11 protein-coding genes and 1 pseudogene are annotated in these 18,117 nt (G+C 71.2%); 7 read left to right on the top strand and 5 right to left on the bottom strand.

Features of this window, described 5'->3' with window-relative positions; translation table 11 throughout:
• Positions 1-1,124 (bottom strand): annotated as a pseudogene (locus M8J73_RS32240) (ATP-dependent helicase); the annotation flags it as partial.
• 159 nt (positions 1,125-1,283) lie between these two features.
• Between M8J73_RS32240 and M8J73_RS32235 the strand changes: the two are divergent.
• Positions 1,284-4,280: a DEAD/DEAH box helicase gene (locus M8J73_RS32235; RefSeq protein WP_240501323.1), complete on the top strand. Its 2,997-nt coding sequence runs from the start codon at positions 1,284-1,286 to the stop codon at positions 4,278-4,280.
• 188 nt (positions 4,281-4,468) lie between these two features.
• Here M8J73_RS32235 and M8J73_RS32230 read toward each other — a convergent pair whose 3' ends face one another.
• From M8J73_RS32230 to M8J73_RS32220, 3 genes are all read right to left on the bottom strand, one after another.
• The gene (locus M8J73_RS32230; protein WP_055539219.1) at positions 4,469-6,064 is read right to left on the bottom strand and encodes an alpha/beta fold hydrolase; all 1,596 of its coding nucleotides are present in this window, start codon (positions 6,062-6,064) and stop codon (positions 4,469-4,471) included.
• A complete protein-coding gene (locus M8J73_RS32225; RefSeq protein ID WP_055539220.1) occupies positions 6,061-7,269 on the bottom strand; it encodes a serine hydrolase domain-containing protein in 1,209 nt (402 codons plus the stop codon). The genes M8J73_RS32230 and M8J73_RS32225 overlap by 4 nt, the downstream gene beginning before the upstream one ends.
• 253 nt (positions 7,270-7,522) lie before the next feature.
• On the bottom strand, positions 7,523-8,887 hold the full coding sequence (locus M8J73_RS32220; RefSeq protein WP_055539221.1) for a pyridoxal phosphate-dependent decarboxylase family protein: 1,365 nt from the start codon (positions 8,885-8,887) through the stop codon (positions 7,523-7,525).
• A 202-nt stretch (positions 8,888-9,089) separates the two neighbouring features.
• On the opposite strand from M8J73_RS32220, the gene M8J73_RS32215 reads away from it, so the two are divergent.
• A complete protein-coding gene (locus tag M8J73_RS32215; protein ID WP_055539222.1) occupies positions 9,090-9,572 on the top strand; it encodes a MarR family winged helix-turn-helix transcriptional regulator in 483 nt (160 codons plus the stop codon).
• 64 nt (positions 9,573-9,636) lie between these two features.
• Here the strand turns inward: M8J73_RS32215 and M8J73_RS32210 are convergent, their stop codons facing one another.
• Entirely contained in the window at positions 9,637-10,542 is a 906-nt protein-coding gene (locus M8J73_RS32210; RefSeq protein ID WP_055539223.1) for a glycoside hydrolase family 16 protein, read from the bottom strand.
• Between the two features lie 276 nt (positions 10,543-10,818).
• Here M8J73_RS32210 and M8J73_RS32205 point away from each other — a divergent pair, with 276 nt between their 5' ends.
• From M8J73_RS32205 to M8J73_RS32185, 5 genes are all read left to right on the top strand, one after another.
• The gene (locus tag M8J73_RS32205; protein WP_249829405.1) at positions 10,819-13,206 is read left to right on the top strand and encodes a SpoIIE family protein phosphatase; all 2,388 of its coding nucleotides are present in this window, start codon (positions 10,819-10,821) and stop codon (positions 13,204-13,206) included.
• A 144-nt stretch (positions 13,207-13,350) separates the two neighbouring features.
• Positions 13,351-14,928, top strand: a complete 1,578-nt coding sequence (locus tag M8J73_RS32200) for an AMP-binding protein (protein WP_055539225.1) — start codon at positions 13,351-13,353, stop codon at positions 14,926-14,928.
• Between the two features lie 94 nt (positions 14,929-15,022).
• Positions 15,023-16,183: a YihY/virulence factor BrkB family protein gene (locus M8J73_RS32195; protein WP_055539226.1), complete on the top strand. Its 1,161-nt coding sequence runs from the start codon at positions 15,023-15,025 to the stop codon at positions 16,181-16,183.
• A 59-nt stretch (positions 16,184-16,242) separates the two neighbouring features.
• Positions 16,243-16,788, top strand: a complete 546-nt coding sequence (locus tag M8J73_RS32190) for a phosphatase PAP2 family protein (protein WP_055539227.1) — start codon at positions 16,243-16,245, stop codon at positions 16,786-16,788.
• Between the two features lie 54 nt (positions 16,789-16,842).
• Positions 16,843-17,967, top strand: a complete 1,125-nt coding sequence (locus M8J73_RS32185) for a cyclase family protein (protein WP_240501325.1) — start codon at positions 16,843-16,845, stop codon at positions 17,965-17,967.
• The last annotated feature ends 150 nt before the right edge of the window (positions 17,968-18,117 follow it).

Below are 18,117 nucleotides of genomic sequence, written 5' to 3'. Positions count from 1 at the left end.
GCGTCGTCGCCGGCGTTGAGCATCGCCCCGCGGCGCTCGACGGCCGCCAGTGCGGTACGCAACTCGGCGACGGTCCGGGTTCGGGGGACGAGAACGACGTGGGAGGTCTCGGAAGCGAGGCTTCGCAGGAGTGGCCGAACCGCGTCGGCGGCAGCGAGGTCGGCTGTCGCGCTGCGGATCGAGCGTGCCCTGTCCCAAGCCCGCATCGCCTTGAGGAGTTTCGTGGTGTTGCGGGAACGGTTCTTGATGTCGATCCGGACCGGCATCTCATCCAGTGTGGTCTGCCAGATGGTCCGTGCGGCACCGATCATCCGCTTGCCGGTCGTCTCCCCCACTCCGGGGAGCGACCTGATCCTTGCTTTGTGGTCGAGGACCTGCTGCACGTTCCTGATCCCGGCATCGATCAGCGCCGTGATGCGCAGTTGGCCGCTGGTCGCGTCCTTGAGCCGTTCGACGGGCATGTCGGCGACCAACGTGCGGACCTCGTCCTGTCGGACGGCATTGCCGGCGGCATTGACCGCCGTTCTGCGCTGTTCCTCGCGTTGCAGGGCCTGATCGATCGCACGGACCGCGGTCGCGGCGATGTCCAGTTCATGTCGCCCGACGAGTTCGGCCCGGCCGTCGAGGAGCTGGGCGAAGCCGACCGTGTCATCGAGGATGGCTGAGACCCCGATTGCGGGGACAGCCTTCCTGCCCCATGCAGTAAGGCTTTCCAACTCGGTGACGAGTGAGGTGCTCGCAGCCCACTCGTGGAAGGACGTCAGGTATGCCGCAGCTTGTTCCGCTTCGCCCTTGCGGCTCTTGCCCGACACGAGTCGACGGGCACCGAACAGTGCCCGAACCGCCCTCAGCGCTGGGTCGACGTCGTTGGTCAACTGGTGGATGCCCTGCCGGGCATTGGTCGTGAGAGTCGGAAGAGCTTGACGGCAGGCCAGAGAGGTCACCAGGGAGGCATCGGACGCCGAGACCTGAAGTACGCGCCACTCGGTGGTGGCCCCGCCTCCGAGGGAAGTCACTCGGCCGAGCAACCGCCTGGCGGCGTCTTCCGCCGCTGCCTCGACGGTCTGACGTTCCTCGACGACCCCCGCCGCGAGCTTGCGCCACCCGCTGACCTGCTCCACCACACCACGGAGGTGCTGACGTGCTTCTCGCTGCATTGCCCCCGCCGACTCACATGACCTCTGCGAAGATTAGCGACCCCTGTTGACGAAGTCGACGGGATCAGGAAATCGCCGGAACGTCCGAGTAGCGTTCGCAGGCCGCCACAGCGGGAGGTTGTGTACGTGCTGCTCGAGGAACTCAAGCCTGGGCTGAGGATCGACGGACTCATGCCGGCGGAGCCAGTTACGGTCATCGCCGCCCAGTGGCACGGAGCGAACGCAGTCGAGCTGACCTACAAGACCGCCGGGGGCGGCCTCGACCAGCGGGTCGTCTTCCGCAAGGACGAGGAGAAGCTGAGCGTCGCCCACAGCGGCAGCCGTGCCTTCGATGCGCCGGCCGACGACTTCAAGCTGGTCGCCGAGGCCCAGCGGATCTCACTGGCCGGCCTGTTCGATCCTATGCTCGCCGTGGCGACCAGTGACGTTCAGCCGCTCCCGCACCAGATCCGCGCCGTGTACGGCGAGCTCCTGCCCCGCACACCCCTTCGCTTCCTGCTCGCTGACGATCCGGGCGCAGGAAAGACAATCATGGCTGGGCTCTACATCAAGGAGCTGCTGCTGCGTGATGACGTCAAACAGTGCCTCATCGTGGCTCCGGGAGGCCTGGTCGATCAGTGGCAGGACGAGCTCTTCTTCAAGTTCGGCCTCCGTTTCGACCTGCTCACGAACCAGCTCATCGACTCCCAGCTCCATCTCAACGTCTTCGAGACCCACCCGCTGCTGATCGCCCGCATGGACCAGCTCTCTCGGAACGAGCAGCTGAAGGCGCAGCTCCAGGAGACGGAGTGGGACCTGATCGTCGTTGACGAGGCGCACCGTATGGGTGCCCACTACTTCGGTGGCAAGGTGGAGAAGACCAAACGGTTCCAGCTCGGCGAGGTTCTCGGCGAGATCACTCGCCACCTGCTCCTGATGACGGCGACGCCGCACTCGGGAAAGGAGGAGGACTTCCAGCTCTTTCTCACGTTGCTGGACCGCGACCGGTTCGAGGGCAGGGAGAAGAGGAGCGTCGACGTCAGCGGGATCATGCGGCGCATGATCAAGGAAGACCTGCTCACCTTCGAAGGCAGGAAGCTCTTTCCCGAGCGCATTGCGGAGACCGTCCCTTATGAACTCACAGCACTCGAGTACGACCTCTACGAGAACGTCACCCACTATGTCCGTGAGGGGATGAACCGCGCCGATCGGGTCGGCGGCAAACGCAAGAACACCGTCGGTTTCGCACTCACCGTTCTGCAGCGACGCCTGGCCTCCAGCCCCGAGGCGATCTACAAGAGTCTCGTGCGGCGTACCGAGCGCCTGGAGCGCAAGAAGCAGGAGATCCTCGACGGCACCTGGCGCGAGAGCATCCCCACAGTCGACCTTGCCGACTTCGACAATGGCGACCTCAGTGCCGAAGAGATTGAGGAGACCGAGGAGGAACTGCTCGATGCCGCGACGGCGGCGCAGACGGTTGATGAGCTCAACGTCGAGCTCATGGAGCTGAGAGCGTTGGTCAAGACGGCCCAGCGGGTCCACGAGGCGGGTACGGACCGCAAGTGGACCGAGCTGTCCGCCCTCCTCCGGGATCAGGCGCTGGTGACAGACGCTCATGGCCGGCCTCGGAAACTCATCATCTTCACTGAGCACCGCGACACCCTCCACTATCTGCAGGGCAGGATCGGGTCGCTTCTGGGCAAGCCCGATGCCGTCAAGGCCATACACGGAGGCGTACGCCGGGCGGAACGGCGTGACATGACGGAGGAGTTCACCAAGAGCCGGGACGTTCAGATCCTGCTGGCCACCGACGCCGCCGGCGAGGTGCTCAACCTGCAGGCGGCCCACCTGATGGTCAACTATGACCTGCCCTGGAACCCCAACCGCATCGAGCAGCGCTTCGGCCGCATCCACCGCATTGGGCAGGAGGAGGTCTGCCGGCTGTGGAACCTCGTCGCCTCCAATACCCGTGAGGGCGAGGTGTTCACGCGACTGTTGGAGAAACTCGACCAGATGCGTGAGACGTACGGCGGGAAGGTCTTCGATGTTCTCGGAGAGGCATTCGCTGAGACCCCGCTGCGGGACTTGCTCGTCGACGCCATCCAGTACGGTGAAGAGCCGGCTGTGAAGGATCGGATGTACGAGGTCATCGACACCACCGTCGGAGACGGCCTCAAGGGTCTCCTGGACGAGCGTGCGCTCGCTTCGGAGCACTTCTCGGATGCGGATCTTCGCGCCTTGGGGGCCGCTATGGACGAGGCCCGCGCCCGACGTCTTCAGCCGCACGACATCGAATCGACCTTCAAGAACGCTTTCACCCGGCTCGCCGGCCGGATCGTCAAGCGTGAACTGGGGCGTTACGAGATAGCCAACGTACCCCAACACATCCGCTCCGCAGGCAACGGACCCATTGCGACCAAGTACGACCGTGTCACCTTCGACCTCGGCCACGTCCAGCCTGAGGACCGCGCCCGCGCAGATCTGCTCGCCCCCGGCCATCCGCTGCACGACGCCGTCATGAACGAAACCATCCGGAACTTCGGCGGCGCCCTCAACCGGGGCACTGTCCTTGTCTCGGCCACGCTCCAAGAACCGCATCTTCTGGTCGGGGTGGTCGAAGAGGTCGCGGACGCCACCGGGGCATCGGTGGCCCGAAGGTTCGCCTACGCCTACGTCGACAGCCGTGGCACTGTGCGGCCGGCCGGTCCCGCGCCCTACCTTGACTGCGCCGAGGCGCCCAACCGTGCAGCAGTTGACATCGCGTGCGGTCTTCCCTGGCTCGCGGACGCCGAGGCCAAGGCGACCAGCTGGATCATCGCCAACCGGCTTCCGGCGTACCTGGCCGAGATCCAGCCCCGTCGCCTGGCGGAGTTGGTCAAGACCCGGGAGTTGGTGACCGAGCGCCTGACTTCGGAGAGTGAGCGGCTGCTCCTCGACGCTGCGGCGGCCTCCGAGAAGGAACGGAGAGGTGAGAAGCCCAAGGAGTCCTCCGCAAGCCTCCACCGCAAGGCTGCCGAGCTCGATGTACGGCTTCGAAAGCGTCTCGCACTGCTCGATCGGCAGCAGCTGATGTCGACGAAGCCGCCGCAGATCCTCACCGCGGCGCTTGTGCTGAGTGTGTCCGACCTGACCTCCTGCGAGTGAAGATCGCTTCTGTGTGATCACAAGGAGGGCGTGAAGCGTGGAACTGGGCCTTGGAGGCATGCTGGCGCTGCCGCGGGTTGTCCTTGTGGAGCTCGGTGGACACCAACAAGGACAACCCCGACCGCCAGGTCCGGCTGAGCTTCCTCGGCTAGAGACCCCTCACCTGGTCGCCCTGGCCGCCGGTCCCGCTAGCGGCTCGACGTCCGGTCGCAGGTGACGTCGGTGGACGGCAGGCGGCCGGTGGCCAGGTAGGTGTTGACCGTCGTGTCGACGCAGGCGCTGCCGAACACGCCGTACACGGCGTGCTGGTCCGCGTCGCGGAGGGTGACCAGACGGGAGGACGGCCACATGCGGCGCACCGTCAGCGCGTTGGCATGGACGGTGCGTGGGTCGCCGGTCGCGTTGACCAGCAGGGCCGGCAGGTCGTCCCGGACCTTCGTCGGGCGCTCGCGCGGCGGGTCCCAGAACGCGCACGGCCCGATGTTCTGGGTGACGGGACCGAACAACGGGTCCTGCGGGCGGGCGCGTTCGATGTCACGCCAGTACACCTCGGGGGAGCGTGGCGCGGACGCGTCGCCGCACAGGATCGCCGTCTGGGCGCTGCCGTAGGCGGACGCCGATCCGTCCAGCAGGAAGGCGAGCGTGGCGGCGAACCCCGGTGAGGGGGTGACCGCATGGCCGTCGGCGGCACGCCGCATGTCCCGTACGGCCTGCGCGAGATCGGCGTAGGCGGCGTCGTTGTCCTGGGAGAGGCCGCTGAACACGACGACGGGCAGCACATGCTCGTCCACCCGGTGGTCGCCGATCAGCAGCGGGGTGCGTCCGGCCGCCGCCTGGACGCCGTCGACCACCGCCAGGACCTCGGCCCGGGTCCGGCCCAGTCCGTACGTCGCGTCGCGGGCCGCCGCCCAGTCGGCCCAGCCCTCAAGGGCGCGCCTGTTGGCCCGCTCCGTGCCGCGCAGCAGTCGCGGGTTGTAGCGGTCGGGGGCGGCGAGGCCGTCCAGGACGACGCGATCGGTGCGGCCGGGGAACATCGTGGCGTACACCTGGCCCAGGTAGGTGCCGTACGAGTAGCCGAGGTACGAGATCTTGCGTTCCCCGAGCGCGGCGCGGACGACGTCCATGTCGCGGGCGGTGTTCCGGGTGGTGGCGTACGGCAGGACGTCGCCCTGGGTGGTTCGGCAGCGTTCGGCGAGGTCCTTCGCCTGGGCCACCATCCGGTCGAAGCCCGAACGGTCCGTTCCCGCGCCGCGTATGAAGGAGCCGGTGGGCCAGTGGCAGTCCAGCGGCGTGCTGCGGCCGACGAAGCGGGGGTCGACGCCCACCACGTCGTAGCGCTCGCCGACCTGTTTCATCGACGTGCGCACCCACGGCGGGTCGCCGATCGTCTGGCCGCCGGGTCCGCCGCCGTTGAGGAGGAGCGTGCCCACCCGACGGTCCGTGTCGGTGGCCCGGATCCGTGAGAGGGCGACGGTGATCGTACGGCCGTCCGGCTCGGCGTAGTTCAACGGGACGGTGACGTCGGCGCACCGGGCGCCGGCCTTCTGGAGCTCCTTGCCGGTCTCGTCGTCGGGCCCGAGCACACAGCTCTTCCAGTCGAGCTGCTGGTGGTGGTAGCGGGCGAGGGGGTCGGTGGTCGCACCCTCGGGTTCCGCCGCGGCGGGCGACACGGAGACGGTGAGCGCCCCGACCAGGAGGAGGGCGGCCCCCGCCGCGGCGCGCGACACGAGCCGGCGCGGACCGCCGGTCGTCGGGGCGGAGGAGAGGGAGGGGGAGTCGGTCATGCGGAGGTCCTTTCGGAGGGCCTGCCCTCGCAGAGGGACTGGTCGACGAGGTTCAGGAAGTCGGACTCGGCGCGGAGCGAGGCGGGCACCTGGTTCAGGGCGACGGCGACGCTCCGGCCACCGGGCCCGACGGCGACCAGCGCCCGGTGACCGCCTGGCACCGTCCCCGCGTGCCCCCACCACAGGCCGCCGCAGGTCAGCGGCGTCGAGATCAGGCCCAGTCCGTAGCGGGCGCCCGGCCAGAGCCGGTCGGTGTCGACCTCCACCGTCCGTCGCATCTCCGCGAGTTGGGGTGCGGGCAGCAGGCGTCCGTCGAACAGGGCGGTGGCGAACCGTGTCAGGTCGCCCGGCGAGGAGACGAGGGCGCCACCGACTCCGCCGAAGGTCATGTTCCAGTCGGTGCCGTCGACGCGCCGCCCGTCGCCGTCGGTGAAGTAGCTGCGGGAGTGCGGTCCTCGGAGGCGTACGTCGTCCCCCGGCCAGTGGGTGTCACGCAGCCCGAGGGGCTCGATGACGCGTCGGGTGATCTCCTCCTCGGCGGAGCGGCCGGTGACCTCGCGGACGATCATTCCGAGGACGAGGTAGTTGGTGGTGGCGTAGTGCCATGTGCTCTTCGGACGCGGCAGTTCGAGAGCACGGGCGACGAGGTCACGCGGCTCGAAGTGGCGGTAACGCAACCGTTCGAAATGTGCCCACTCGGGGGCGTCGAGATAGTCGGGCAACCCACTGGTGTGCCACAGGAGTTGCCGCACGGTGATCGGGCGACCGTCGCGCCCGTCCGCCGGGAGCACGCCCGGCAGGTAGCGGTCGGCGGGGGCGTCCAGGGAGAGGCGGCGTTCGGCGACGAGTTGCAGGACGACCGCCGCGGTGAACGTCTTCGTCACGCTGCCGGCCCGCAGCCGGTCGGTGGCGTTCATCGGGCGTCCGGTGCGCAGGTCCGCCGTTCCGGCGGTCTCCGTCCAGCGCGCGCAGTGCTTGCCGGCGGTGGGGTCGGTCACCAGGACGGCGGCCCCGGCGATGCCGTCGTGGTCGGTGAGGTCGCGCAGCGCCTGACGGGTCCGGTCGTGCGTGCCGCAGTCGACGGCCACGCGTGGGTCAGGCGCCTGCGCGGTCGCCGTCGGGCCGGTGGCCAGGACGACGGCCGACACCAGGGCCGCGAGACCGACGCGTCGGACGTTCGCCGTTGTCGGTAAGAAGGTTGGCATGCCACAGCACGGTAGGCACGGGCCGACCCATGATCACTCCGGCAGGCATGTGTTTGGGCGTTGACGCCAGCCGGAGCGGTGGGTCTGGAGCGGGCCCCCTGGACGGGGCTGCCCAACTGCTGCTATGGGCGGGAACGTTGGTCGCCGGCACCGGGTCACGCCCCGAGTGAGGGCGGGTTCGGAGGCTGTCGCCGCGTGCTGCCCGGCGGAGCGTTGACCGCCGGCGGCCGACCCCGCCCCTCGCGGCAGGCGCTCAGCGTGACCGGGTGAGCTGCTCGACCCGGTTGTGGAGGCGCTCGACGTGCTGCTCCGACTCCGGTTTCATCAGGACGCTGCGCAGGATGCGTGCCCCGTCGGCATCCGCCGTGACGCAGGGGTGGCGGGCGGCGAAGGCCGCGCGGCCGGCCTTGAGGGTGCTCAGGAACACCGGATCGGGGTGGGTCATGCCGTCCGCCAGGACGCGCGCGGACGCGGCGTCGACGGCGGTCAGCGTCGTCGGTTCCACGGCGGGGAAGTAGCCGATGATGTCCAACTCGGGCCGCTGGTACAGCTCCAGGACGTCGGACGCGTCGATCAGGTCGGCCCAGCGGAGCGCGGCACGGCGCCCGGCCGCGAGTACCCGCCCGAGGCCCGCCGGGGTGGGCGGCAGGAGCTGGAAGGTCAGCCACAGGGCAGCGGCGGAGGCACCCGCGCGCGAGCACTCCAGGCTGATCTCGCCGAGATGCAGCTCGTCGGAGGTGAAGTACGTGTAGGGGGAGTCGTGCAGATAGAACCGCCCCACCTCGGGGTCGCGGAAGATGACAGCACCGCACCCGTACGGCTGGAGCCCGTGCTTGTGCGGGTCGACGACCACCGCGTCGCACTGGGCGATTGCCCGCCAGGGCTCGGCGGGGAGCCTCTCGGGGCCGTCGGCGCCGGCGAGCAGGGTGAAGAAGCCGCCGTACGCGGCGTCGACATGGATGCGGACGCCGTAGCGGTCCCGCAGGGCGAGCGCGGTGTGGATCGGATCGACGGCGCCGAGGCCGGTGGTGCCCGCGGTGAGGACGACTGTGCCCACGTCCCCGGTGCGCAGCACGTCCTCCAGGGCGTCGAGATCGATCCGGCCCTGCCCGTCGGCGGGCACCGGGTGCCCCTCGATGCCGAGCACGCGGCACATGCGGCCGTGCGTGTAGTGGGCCTCGGAGCTGTAGGCGACGCCCCGGCCGGGGTGGAGTTCCCGGGCGACGAACAGGGCCTCCAGGTTGGCGATGGTGCCGCTGGTGGTGAGATGGCCGAGGTGGGTGTCGAAGCCGAACATCTCGGCGAGGCGGGCGACGGCCTCCCGCTCCATCGCGGCGGTGGCGGGGCCGCCGTCCAGGGCATGGTTGTTCGGGTTGATCAGCATGGCGGTGAGGTGGCCCACCACCGCGGCCGGGTGCGGAGGCTTGAGCATCTGCCCCGCGTAGCTCGGGTGGAAGAACGGATAGTTGTCCCTCAGCCGCACGGTGAACTCGTCGAAGAGGGCGCCGAAGGTGTCGTCGTCCACGTGCAGGGACGGGTGGGGCTCGTAGGGGCCGAAGGTGCCGGCCCACTTCTGGATCGCGTCGTCGGCTCGGCCCAGCCAGTGCTTCAGGTCCACGGACGTCCCCTCTCTCGGACTCTTCCGGCGGTGCGCCCACGATACGATTTCATTGACTAGTCAGCAATTGATTGCTCAGTGATTGAGATGTCGGTAGGTGACCGGGCAGTAAAGTCTGGGGGTGAGCGAGCGCGGCGCCGGGTTTCGGTGCCGGAGTGGGCCAAGAGAAGCTCAGGGCAGGGCCAGGAGAGGACGCGCACCCATGGATGCCGAGACCCAGCCGGCGGATGAGACGGCCCGCGCCGCCAACAGCCGGCTCGTCCAGGACTTCGGGCTGCTGATCAAGGCCGCGACCCTGATGGAACAGCGGATCGACAGCGTCCTGAGGCGGGAGTGCGGCATCAGCCACACCATGTTCGAGGTCCTCATCAGGCTCTGCCGGAAACCGGGGGAGGAGGTCTCGCAGCGGGCGCTCGCCGACGACCTGACCCTGACCAGCAGCGGCATCACCCGGCTCGTCGACCGCATGGAGACGGCGGACCTGGTCCGCCGGGTGCCGTCGCCCGAGGACCGCCGGAGCGTTCTCGTCGAGGCGACCGAGCACGGCCGCACCGTCTTCCTCCGGGCAGCCGAGGCGCACGGGCAGGTCGTCGAGCGGTACCTCGTGGCGCCGCTGGCCCCTGCCGACTACCGGCGGCTGACCACCTCACTGACCGAGATCCACACGGCACTGCGCGAGGACTGACCGGCGACAGCGCAAGGCCCCTGGCCACCCCCGCCCGACGTCACCGTCCCAGGGGCGCGCCGGTCTATTTCCAGTCGTACGCGTAGGCCGCCACCCAGGTGATGTCGAGTTGGGCGCTGCTGCCGGGGGCGGCGGCGGGGCCCTGTAGGGCGCTCTCGTTCTGGAGGACCCATGACAGGGGCCGGTCCGGCACCTGCCGCGTGTCGTGCCCGACCAGCCTGCCGTCGACGAAGAACCGCACCTCACCGGGCGTCCACTCCGTGGAGACGGTGTGCCACTCCGTCCAGTCGTCGGCCCCAGGGAAATAGCCCTGTTCGCCACCCCCGCAGGGATGATGGAAGGCGGTGAGGCCGTCCGTCCACTCGCCCTCGGGATGGTCCATCTCGCAGCCGCCCCCGTAGTGGAGCCATGCGGACTTGTAGCCCGGAGCGAGCGCGGTGACCTTGATGCGGGCGCTGTACTTGCCGTACTTCATCTGCATGACGGCACGCGGTATCACCGCGGCGGCGTGCACGGGACCTCCGTCGGTGGGCCGCCACATCCGGATGAACATCCGTCCGTCGCCGTTCTCCGCAGGGCCCACGCTCACGGTGTCCTCCGGGTGGTAGACGCCGACGACCTCCCGGCCCCGTTCTCCGGCCGTGTCGGGCCAGCCCGTCGGATAGGCCCACCAGTTGTCGCGGTACGCGCCGCTCAGGCCCCCGCAGTACGCGGCGGACGTGTCGACCTCGTGCGCGCAGTCGTCGAACGACCCCAGCGGCACCCGGTCACCGTTGAAGTCCTCCGCGAGGACCTGCCAGAACGGCCCGCAGTCGCCGCGCGGCAACGAGGTGCCCGTGGTACGGCAGGCGTCCGCCGACACGGGTGCCCCTTCGGCCCGGGGGACGCCGAGGAGGACGGCCAGGAGCAGGAGAACCGTCGGGGCCCACAGCGCGCGTCCCCTACGACCCGGTGCCGCATGAGCCCCCATCGCGGGCCCCCTCCCCCTCCGGGCGGGTGTCCACCGCCGCGACGCACGGCAGGATGTGTCGCGCGAGGGGGCATCCTCGCCGGGGGACCGGTGGGACGCCACCCCCGGAACCGGACGCCTTCCGGACCGTCGTGCTCCGCGGTCGCGCGCCGTGGGGAGTGCCCGGCGCACAATGAACCCGGGAAAGCAGTGCGAGCAGTCGATCCCACGGAGCCGCTCACGGCGGCTCCGGTCGTCGAGAGGTCGGTCGTCGAGAGGTCGTGGGGAGAAGGAACGATGGGCGAGCACGGTGTCGCCTCGGCCGCGGTGGACGCCCGGGGGGTGATCGTCGCGTGGAGCACCGGTGCCCGTGACCTGCTCGGATACGGGCCCGAGGAGGTCCTCGGCCGACCCGCCGCCGAGCTGCTGACCGGCCCTCTTCCCGCCCCTGCCGGGCGCAGTCTCACCCGGCGGGCCGAATGGCGCGGCCCCCTCGACGCCCGGCACCGGGACGGACACCGGGTGGAGCTGGAACTGGTCGCCCACCCTCTGACGGACGCGGCGGGGGAGGCCCGGTGGTTCGTGACGGCCATGGTGCCGGAACCCGTGGCCCGGCTGCGGGGCTGGGCGCTGGACCAGCTGCCCGTACCGATCGCCCTGTTCGACCAGGACGGGCTCGCCGTGGCCACGAACTCCGCCATGGAGGGCGTGATGGGCCGGCCGGAGAAGGACCTGCTCGGCCGCCGGGTGGGGGAGTCCGTCGACGGCAGGCGCAAGCTGCCCGGCTTCGAAGGGCTCGACGCCGCGGTACGGCGCGTCCTGCGCACGGGCGAGCCGGTGCCGTACGAGGCCTGGCTGCACGCGCCCGGCGAGGCCCGCGAGCACGCCTGGCTGGTGTCGCTCAGCCCCCTGAAGGACGACGCCGGCGCGGTGCGCGGCACGTGCCTGGTGGCGCTGGACAGCACCGAGCAGTTCCTCGCCCGCCGCCGCCTCACCATGGTCAACGAGTCCGGCGGCCGGATCGGCTCCACCCTCGACGTGGCGCGCACCGCGGAGGAACTCGCGGAGGTGTGCACCGACTACTTCGCCGACTTCGTCATGGTGGACCTGCTCGACTCGGTGCTGGCCGGCGAGGAGGCGCCCCTCCTGCCGGGCGCCGGCCCCCTGATCTTCCGCCGTACCGCCCAGCGGTCCGTGCTGGAGGGCTGCCCCGAGGCCGCCATCCCCGTCGGCAACCGCCACACCTACGACGAGAACTCACCGCCGGGCCGCGCCCTGACCAGCGGCCGCGCCCTGCTGTACGAGGTCGACGACACCGTCCGGCGACTGTGGGCCGCGGACTCGCCCACGCGGGACCGCAGCATCGACACCTACGGCATCCACTCGCTGATGGCGGTGCCGCTGAGAGCCCGCGGCGTCACGCTCGGGCTGTCGCTCCTCGCCCGCCACCGCAACCCGGAACCCTTCACCGAGGACGACCTGATGCTCGCCGAGGAGCTGGCCGCCCGCGCCGCCGTGTGCGTCGACAACGCCCGCCGCTACACCCGCGAGCACGCCATCGCCCTCGGTCTCCAGCGCAGCCTGCTGCGTCACCACGCGCCCCCGCAGGCCGCCGTGGAGATCGCCTCCCGCTACCGGCCGGCCAGCTCCCGCGCCGGGATCGGCGGCGACTGGTTCGACGTGATCCCGCTGTCCGGGGCACGTGTGGCGCTCGTCGTCGGCGACGTCGTGGGCCATGGAGTGCAGGCCTCCGCGACCATGGGCCGGCTGCGGACCGCCGTCCGCACCTTGGCCGACGTGGATCTCGCCCCCGACGAGCTGCTCACCCAGCTCGACGACATCGTCCTGCGCCTCGACACCGAGACGGCGGCGGACGGCGACGACGCCGACAGCCCCGGCGAGATCGGCGCGACCTGCCTGTACGCCGTCTACGACCCGACCACGCGGCAGTGCACCATGGCCCGGGCCGGCCACCCGCCGCCCGCCCTGGTCGCCCCGGACGGCGAGGTGGAGTTCCTCGACCTGCCGACCGGGCCGCCGCTGGGCGTGGGCGGGCTGCCGTTCGAGACGGCGGAGTTCGACCTCGCCGAGGGCAGCGTGCTCGCCCTGTACACGGACGGCCTCGTCCGGACCGCCGGCCACGACGTGGACGACGGGCTCACCCTGCTGCGGGAGGCGCTCGGAGGCAAGAACCGGCCGCTGGAGGAGACCTGCGACGGCGTCCTGCGCGGCCTGCTGACGGACCGGCCCGCGGACGACGTCGCCCTGCTCCTGGCCCGCACCCATGGCCTGGCCGCCGACCAGGTCGCCACCTGGGACGTCCCCGCCGACCCCACGTTCGTCGCGCAGGCCCGCAAGCTGGCCTGCGACCAGCTCGCCGCCTGGCAGCTGCACGACCTCTCCTTCGTCACCGAACTGATCGTCAGTGAACTGGTCACCAACGCCATCCGCTACGGCGGCGCCCCCGTGCAGCTGCGGCTGATCCGCGACGCCACCCTCATCTGCGAGGTGTCCGACTCCAGCAGCACCGCCCCGCACATGCGCCGGGCACGCGCCTTCGACGAGGGCGGCCGCGGCCTCCTCCTCGTCGCCCAGCTCAGCCGCCGCTGGGGCAGCCGCCACACCCGCACCGGCAAGACCATCTGGGCCGAACAGGCACTGCCGGAGGAGACGGCGGTCCCGTAGCCCCGCGTCCGGGTTCACCGGTGGCCGCCTGGGGGGACGCCGTCCGGTTTCACCGGTGGCCACCCGGTGGGACGGTGGGACGACGAGGAGTTCTCCGGAGCGTTCGGCGAAGCCGGTACGACAGCCAGCGAAGGAGCCGCCGCCATGGCCGCCGTCGACATCAGCCCCGCAGCGGCTCTGCACCGCAGAGCGAAGTACCCCACCCCGACCGCCCTCCACTACGAGGGCCAGGAGTTCTCCGCCGCCCGGCTCAGCCGGACGGCGGTCGAGCTGGCCGCGGGACTCGCCGAGCAGGGGCTGCGCCGCGGCGACCGGATCGCCTACCTGGGTCTGAACAGCGCCGCCTTCTTCCACACCCTCTTCGCCGCCGCCCACCTCGGCGCCGTGTTCATCCCCGTCAACTTCCGTCTCGTCGCCGAGGAGGTCCGCGACATCCTCGGCGACAGCGGGGCCCACACCCTGGTCGTCGAGGACGGGCACCGCGGGCTCGTCGAGTCGATCGCCGACGACATCCCGGCCCGCCGCCGGGTCCTGGTCGACACCGACCCCGCCTGCCCGGCCCCGGCGACGGCTCCGGCCGGTTGGACACCGCTGTCGCTGCTGCTCGGCCCCGGCCGCGCCGCACGGCCGCCGGTGCCCCTGTACGAGGACGACCTCGGTGTGCTGATGTACACCTCGGGCACCACCGGCCGCCCCAAGGGCGTCATGCTCACCCACGGCAACATCTGGTGGAACGCGGTGAACGTCGACAGCATGGTCGACACCCGCTCCGACGACGTGAACCTGGCCGTCGCCCCCCTCTTCCACATCGGCGGCCTCAACGCCCTCACCCTGCGCACCCTGCTGCGCGGCGGCACCGTCGTCGTACGCCGCGCGTTCGACCCCGCCCAGTGCCTGGACGACCTCGTACGCCACCGGGTCACCGGTCTCTTCGCGGTGCCCGCCATGTACGCCGCCCTCTCCCGCGAGCCGGGCTTCGCCGGGGCCGACCTGAGCGCGCTGCGGTCCCCGATCGTCGCGGGCGCCCCCGTGCCGCCGCGGCTCATCCACGACTGGGCCGAGCGCGATGTCCTCCTCCAGCAGGCGTGGGGGCTCACCGAGACAGCCCCCTTCGCCACGTATCTGCCCGCCGCGCTGACCCGCGAGAAGACCGGCTCCGCCGGCGCCCCCATGCCGTACACCGAGATCCGCGTCGTCGACCCGGTCACCGGGGACGGCATCGACGAGGCCGACGTCCGCGGCGAGATCTGCGTCCGCGGCCCCAACGTCACGCCGGGCTACTGGAACAACCCCGAGGCGACCGCCGCCGCCTTCGACGACGCCGGCTGGTTCCACTCCGGGGACATCGCCCATCGCGACAAGGACGGCTTCTACTACATCGTCGACCGCCTCAAGGACATGATCATCAGCGGTGGCGAGAACATCTATCCGGCCGAGGTGGAACGCGTCCTCACCGCCTGCCCCGGCGTCCTGGAGGCGGCCGCCCTCGGCGTGCCCGACCCCATCTGGGGCGAGACCGTCCTCGCCGTCCTCACCTGCGCACCCGGCGCGGCACCCACGCTGGAGGAGGTCCGGGCGTTCGCCGGCCGTCACCTCGCGGACTACAAGCTCCCCACCCGGCTCCTGCTCCTCGACCGACTGCCGCGCAACGCCAGCGGCAAGCTCGTCAAGGCCGAACTGCGCCGCATGGTCGCGTCCCGGCCCCCGACGGACACCCTCTGACATCAGCCGGGCGACTGACAGGCCGGGCACCCGGTGCTCGACATTTATGCCCAAACAAGCGCATAGGTGCTCGGCGTGCGGATACGCGTGCCGCATGGTGCGGACACGGAAACTGCTCAGAAGGCATGACGAACACCACGCGCACGACCGCGAGGTCGACGCCATGGAGGAACGGGTGGACCGGAGGGCGCCGGACGAACGGCCCGTCGGTGCGGGGTACCGGACGGAGCGAGCGCCCGAGGACCGGTTTGTCGGACTGGAGGAGGACGAGCGGTCCGTCGGGCCCGACGAGGACGTGGAGCGGCGGGCGCCGGACCAGCCGACGCAGGTGCTCAGGCGCTCCTGGTCGACGGTGCTGAAGGGCACCCTGAAGGAGTTCAAGGATGACGAACTGACCGACCGGGCCGCCGCCCTGACGTACTACGGGATCCTCTCGCTCTTCCCCGCGTTGCTGGTGCTCGTCTCCCTCCTGGGGATCACCGGCCGCTCGGCGAGCCAGCAGGTGCTGGACAACATCCAGAGCTTCGCCCCGGGTTCGGCGCGGGAAATCCTCCAGGACGCGGTGCGGCAGCTCCAGGGCAACGCCGGGATCGGCTCCGTCATGGCGATCGTCGGTCTGCTGCTGGCGGTGTGGTCGACCTCCGGCTACGTCGCCGCGTTCATCCGCACCGCCAACGCCGTCTACGACATCCCCGAGGGCCGCCCCGTCTGGAAGGTGCTGCCGATCCGGGTCGCCGTGACGGTCGTCCTGCTGGTCCTCGCGGTGATCAGCGCGCTGATCGTCGTGTTCACCGGGGCCCTGGCCCGCGAGGCGGGCTCGGCGCTGGGCATGGGCGACACGGCCCTGACGGTGTGGTCGATCGCGAAGTGGCCGGTGCTCGTGGCCCTGGTCACCGTCATGATCGCGCTGCTCTTCTGGGCGACCCCCAACGCCAAGGTGCGCGGCTTCCGTTGGGTGACTCCCGGCAGCTTCCTGGCTCTGCTGATCTGGCTGGTCGCCTCGGCCGGGTTCGCGCTGTACGTGGCCAACTTCGGCTCGTACAACAAGACGTACGGCACCCTCGCCGGTGTGATCGTCTTCCTGGTCTGGCTGTGGATCACGAATCTCGCGATTCTCCTCGGCCTGGAGTTCGACGCGGAGCTGGCCCGTCAGCGGGCCGTCGCGGGAGGCCATCCGGTCGAGGAGGAGCCGTACGTCCAGCCGCGCGACACGCGGAAGTGGACCGACGAGGACCGACGACGGCTTCGCACCTGAGCGCCCGTGAGCGCCGGGTCGCCGCCCCCCGGGCGGCGCGGACGGGAGGGACACCACCCATGAAGGTGATGGTGGAGCTGCGCGCCGCGGACCGACGGCTGGCCCGCCGGGTCATCGACGGCGGGCCGCCGTGGGCGCGGCGGGTGCTGCCCGCGGTCGAGGAGGCGGCCGAGCACACGAAGGTGTGGTGGGCCGTGACGGTGATGCTGGCGGCCACGGGAGGGCGTGGCCGGGTGGCCGCGGCCGCAGGGGTGGCCGGGATGACGACGGCGCTGCTCCTGTCGAACCTGGTCACGAAGCAGCTGTACCGGCGCCGCCGCCCACCCCCGGAGTGGGTCCCGCCGGAGGCGCTCCGGGACCGCCCCGAGAGTTCCTCCTTCCCCTCCGGGCACACGGCCGTGGCCTTCGCCTTCGCGGGCGCCGTCGGCTCGGTATGGCCGCCCGTCGGCGCGACTTGCGGGGTGCTCGCGGTGCCGGTGGCCGTCGAACGCGTGCACAGCGGCGCGCACTACCCCTCCGACGTGGCCGCCGGCGCCGCGCTCGGCCTGGCCTCGGCGGCCCTCGTCCGAGTGGCCCCCCGGCTGCTGTGGCGCCGGGTGCTCTGACCTGTGCACGGTGGACCGGTGGAGAGTGCTCGTGAACGTCCACGGGGAGTGCCGATGAGCCCGACGTCCGCGGAGCCCCCGCACCCCGAGCGAGCGGCCGCCCCGGAGCAGGCCGTCACTCCCGAGCGGGCCGACTCCGGTCAGGGGATCCACGCCGAGCCCGGTCGGGCAACACATGCCGACCCCGGTCAGGGGGCCCGTACCGACCCCGGTCCGGCGACCCAGGTCGAGCGGCCCGGTCCCGACGGTGTCGCCGCCCCGAACGGTCCCGTCGTCTCCCGGCAGGAGTTCGACCGGATCTTCGAGGCCGTCCGCACCTGGGGGCGCTGGGACCCCGCCGACCGGGGCGCGTGGAACCGGGTGACCGAGGAGCATGTGAGGCGGGCCACCGGGCACGTGCGGTCCGGGCGGGTCGTGCCGATGGCGTTGCCCTGGAACACCCGGCCGGGCCCCGACAACCGCAGGCCCGCCCTGCACCACATGACCGACCTCGGGGACGTGGAGAGCCCGGAGCCCACGACCCACAAGGACTTCCTCGCCGCCGACTACCACGGCAAGGGCGTCACCCACCTGGACGCGCTGTCCCACATCGCCTACCGGGGGCGGCTCTACGACGGCAGGGCGGCCCACGAGTCCGTCGGCGCGGCCGGCGCCCGCTTCGGCACGGTGGCCGCGCTCGGCCCCCTCGTCACGACGGGTGTGCTGCTCGACCTCCCCGCCGTCCTCGGCGTCCGCTGGCTGGAGCCGGGCCGAGCCGTACGAGCGAAGGACGTCCTCGCGGCGGAGAAGGCACTCGGGGTGACGATCGGCGAGGGCGACGCGGTGCTGCTGCGCTCCGGCCAGGTCCGCCGCCGCGCGGAACTCGGCGCCTGGGACCCCGACACCGCGAGCGCCGGGTTCCATGTGGACGCCGTGCCCCTGCTGGCCGAACGCGGTGTCTGCCTGCTCGGCGGCGACGGCGACAGCGACGTACGGCCCTCGCCCGTCCCCGGGGTGCACTCGCCGGTCCACGCCCTGGCCGTGACCGCGATGGGCGTGCCCCTGCTGGACAACCTCGATCTGGAGGCGCTCGCCGCGGCCACCGAGGAGGCGGGGCGGTACACGTTCCTGCTCGTCGTGGCCCCGCTGAACGTCCCCGGGGGCACCGGCTCACCCGTCAACCCGGTCGCGGTCCTGTGACCGGCCCGCCGCTGCGGCGGCTGCGGCCCTCCGGCCCGTCCGGCTCCGTGCGCGCCTCCATGGCCGACCGTGACTCGGGTTGCGGATGCCCGTATCCTCGTCAATGCCGGATACTTCCGAAAAGCGGGTTATCGAAGGCGCGTGTGAGGC

The organism is Streptomyces neyagawaensis (genome assembly GCF_023516595.1).
GTDB classification, from domain to species: domain Bacteria; phylum Actinomycetota; class Actinomycetes; order Streptomycetales; family Streptomycetaceae; genus Streptomyces; species Streptomyces neyagawaensis.
The sequence above is the reverse complement of the archived record's forward strand: the minus strand, read 5'-3'. Positions and strand labels throughout refer to the sequence as shown.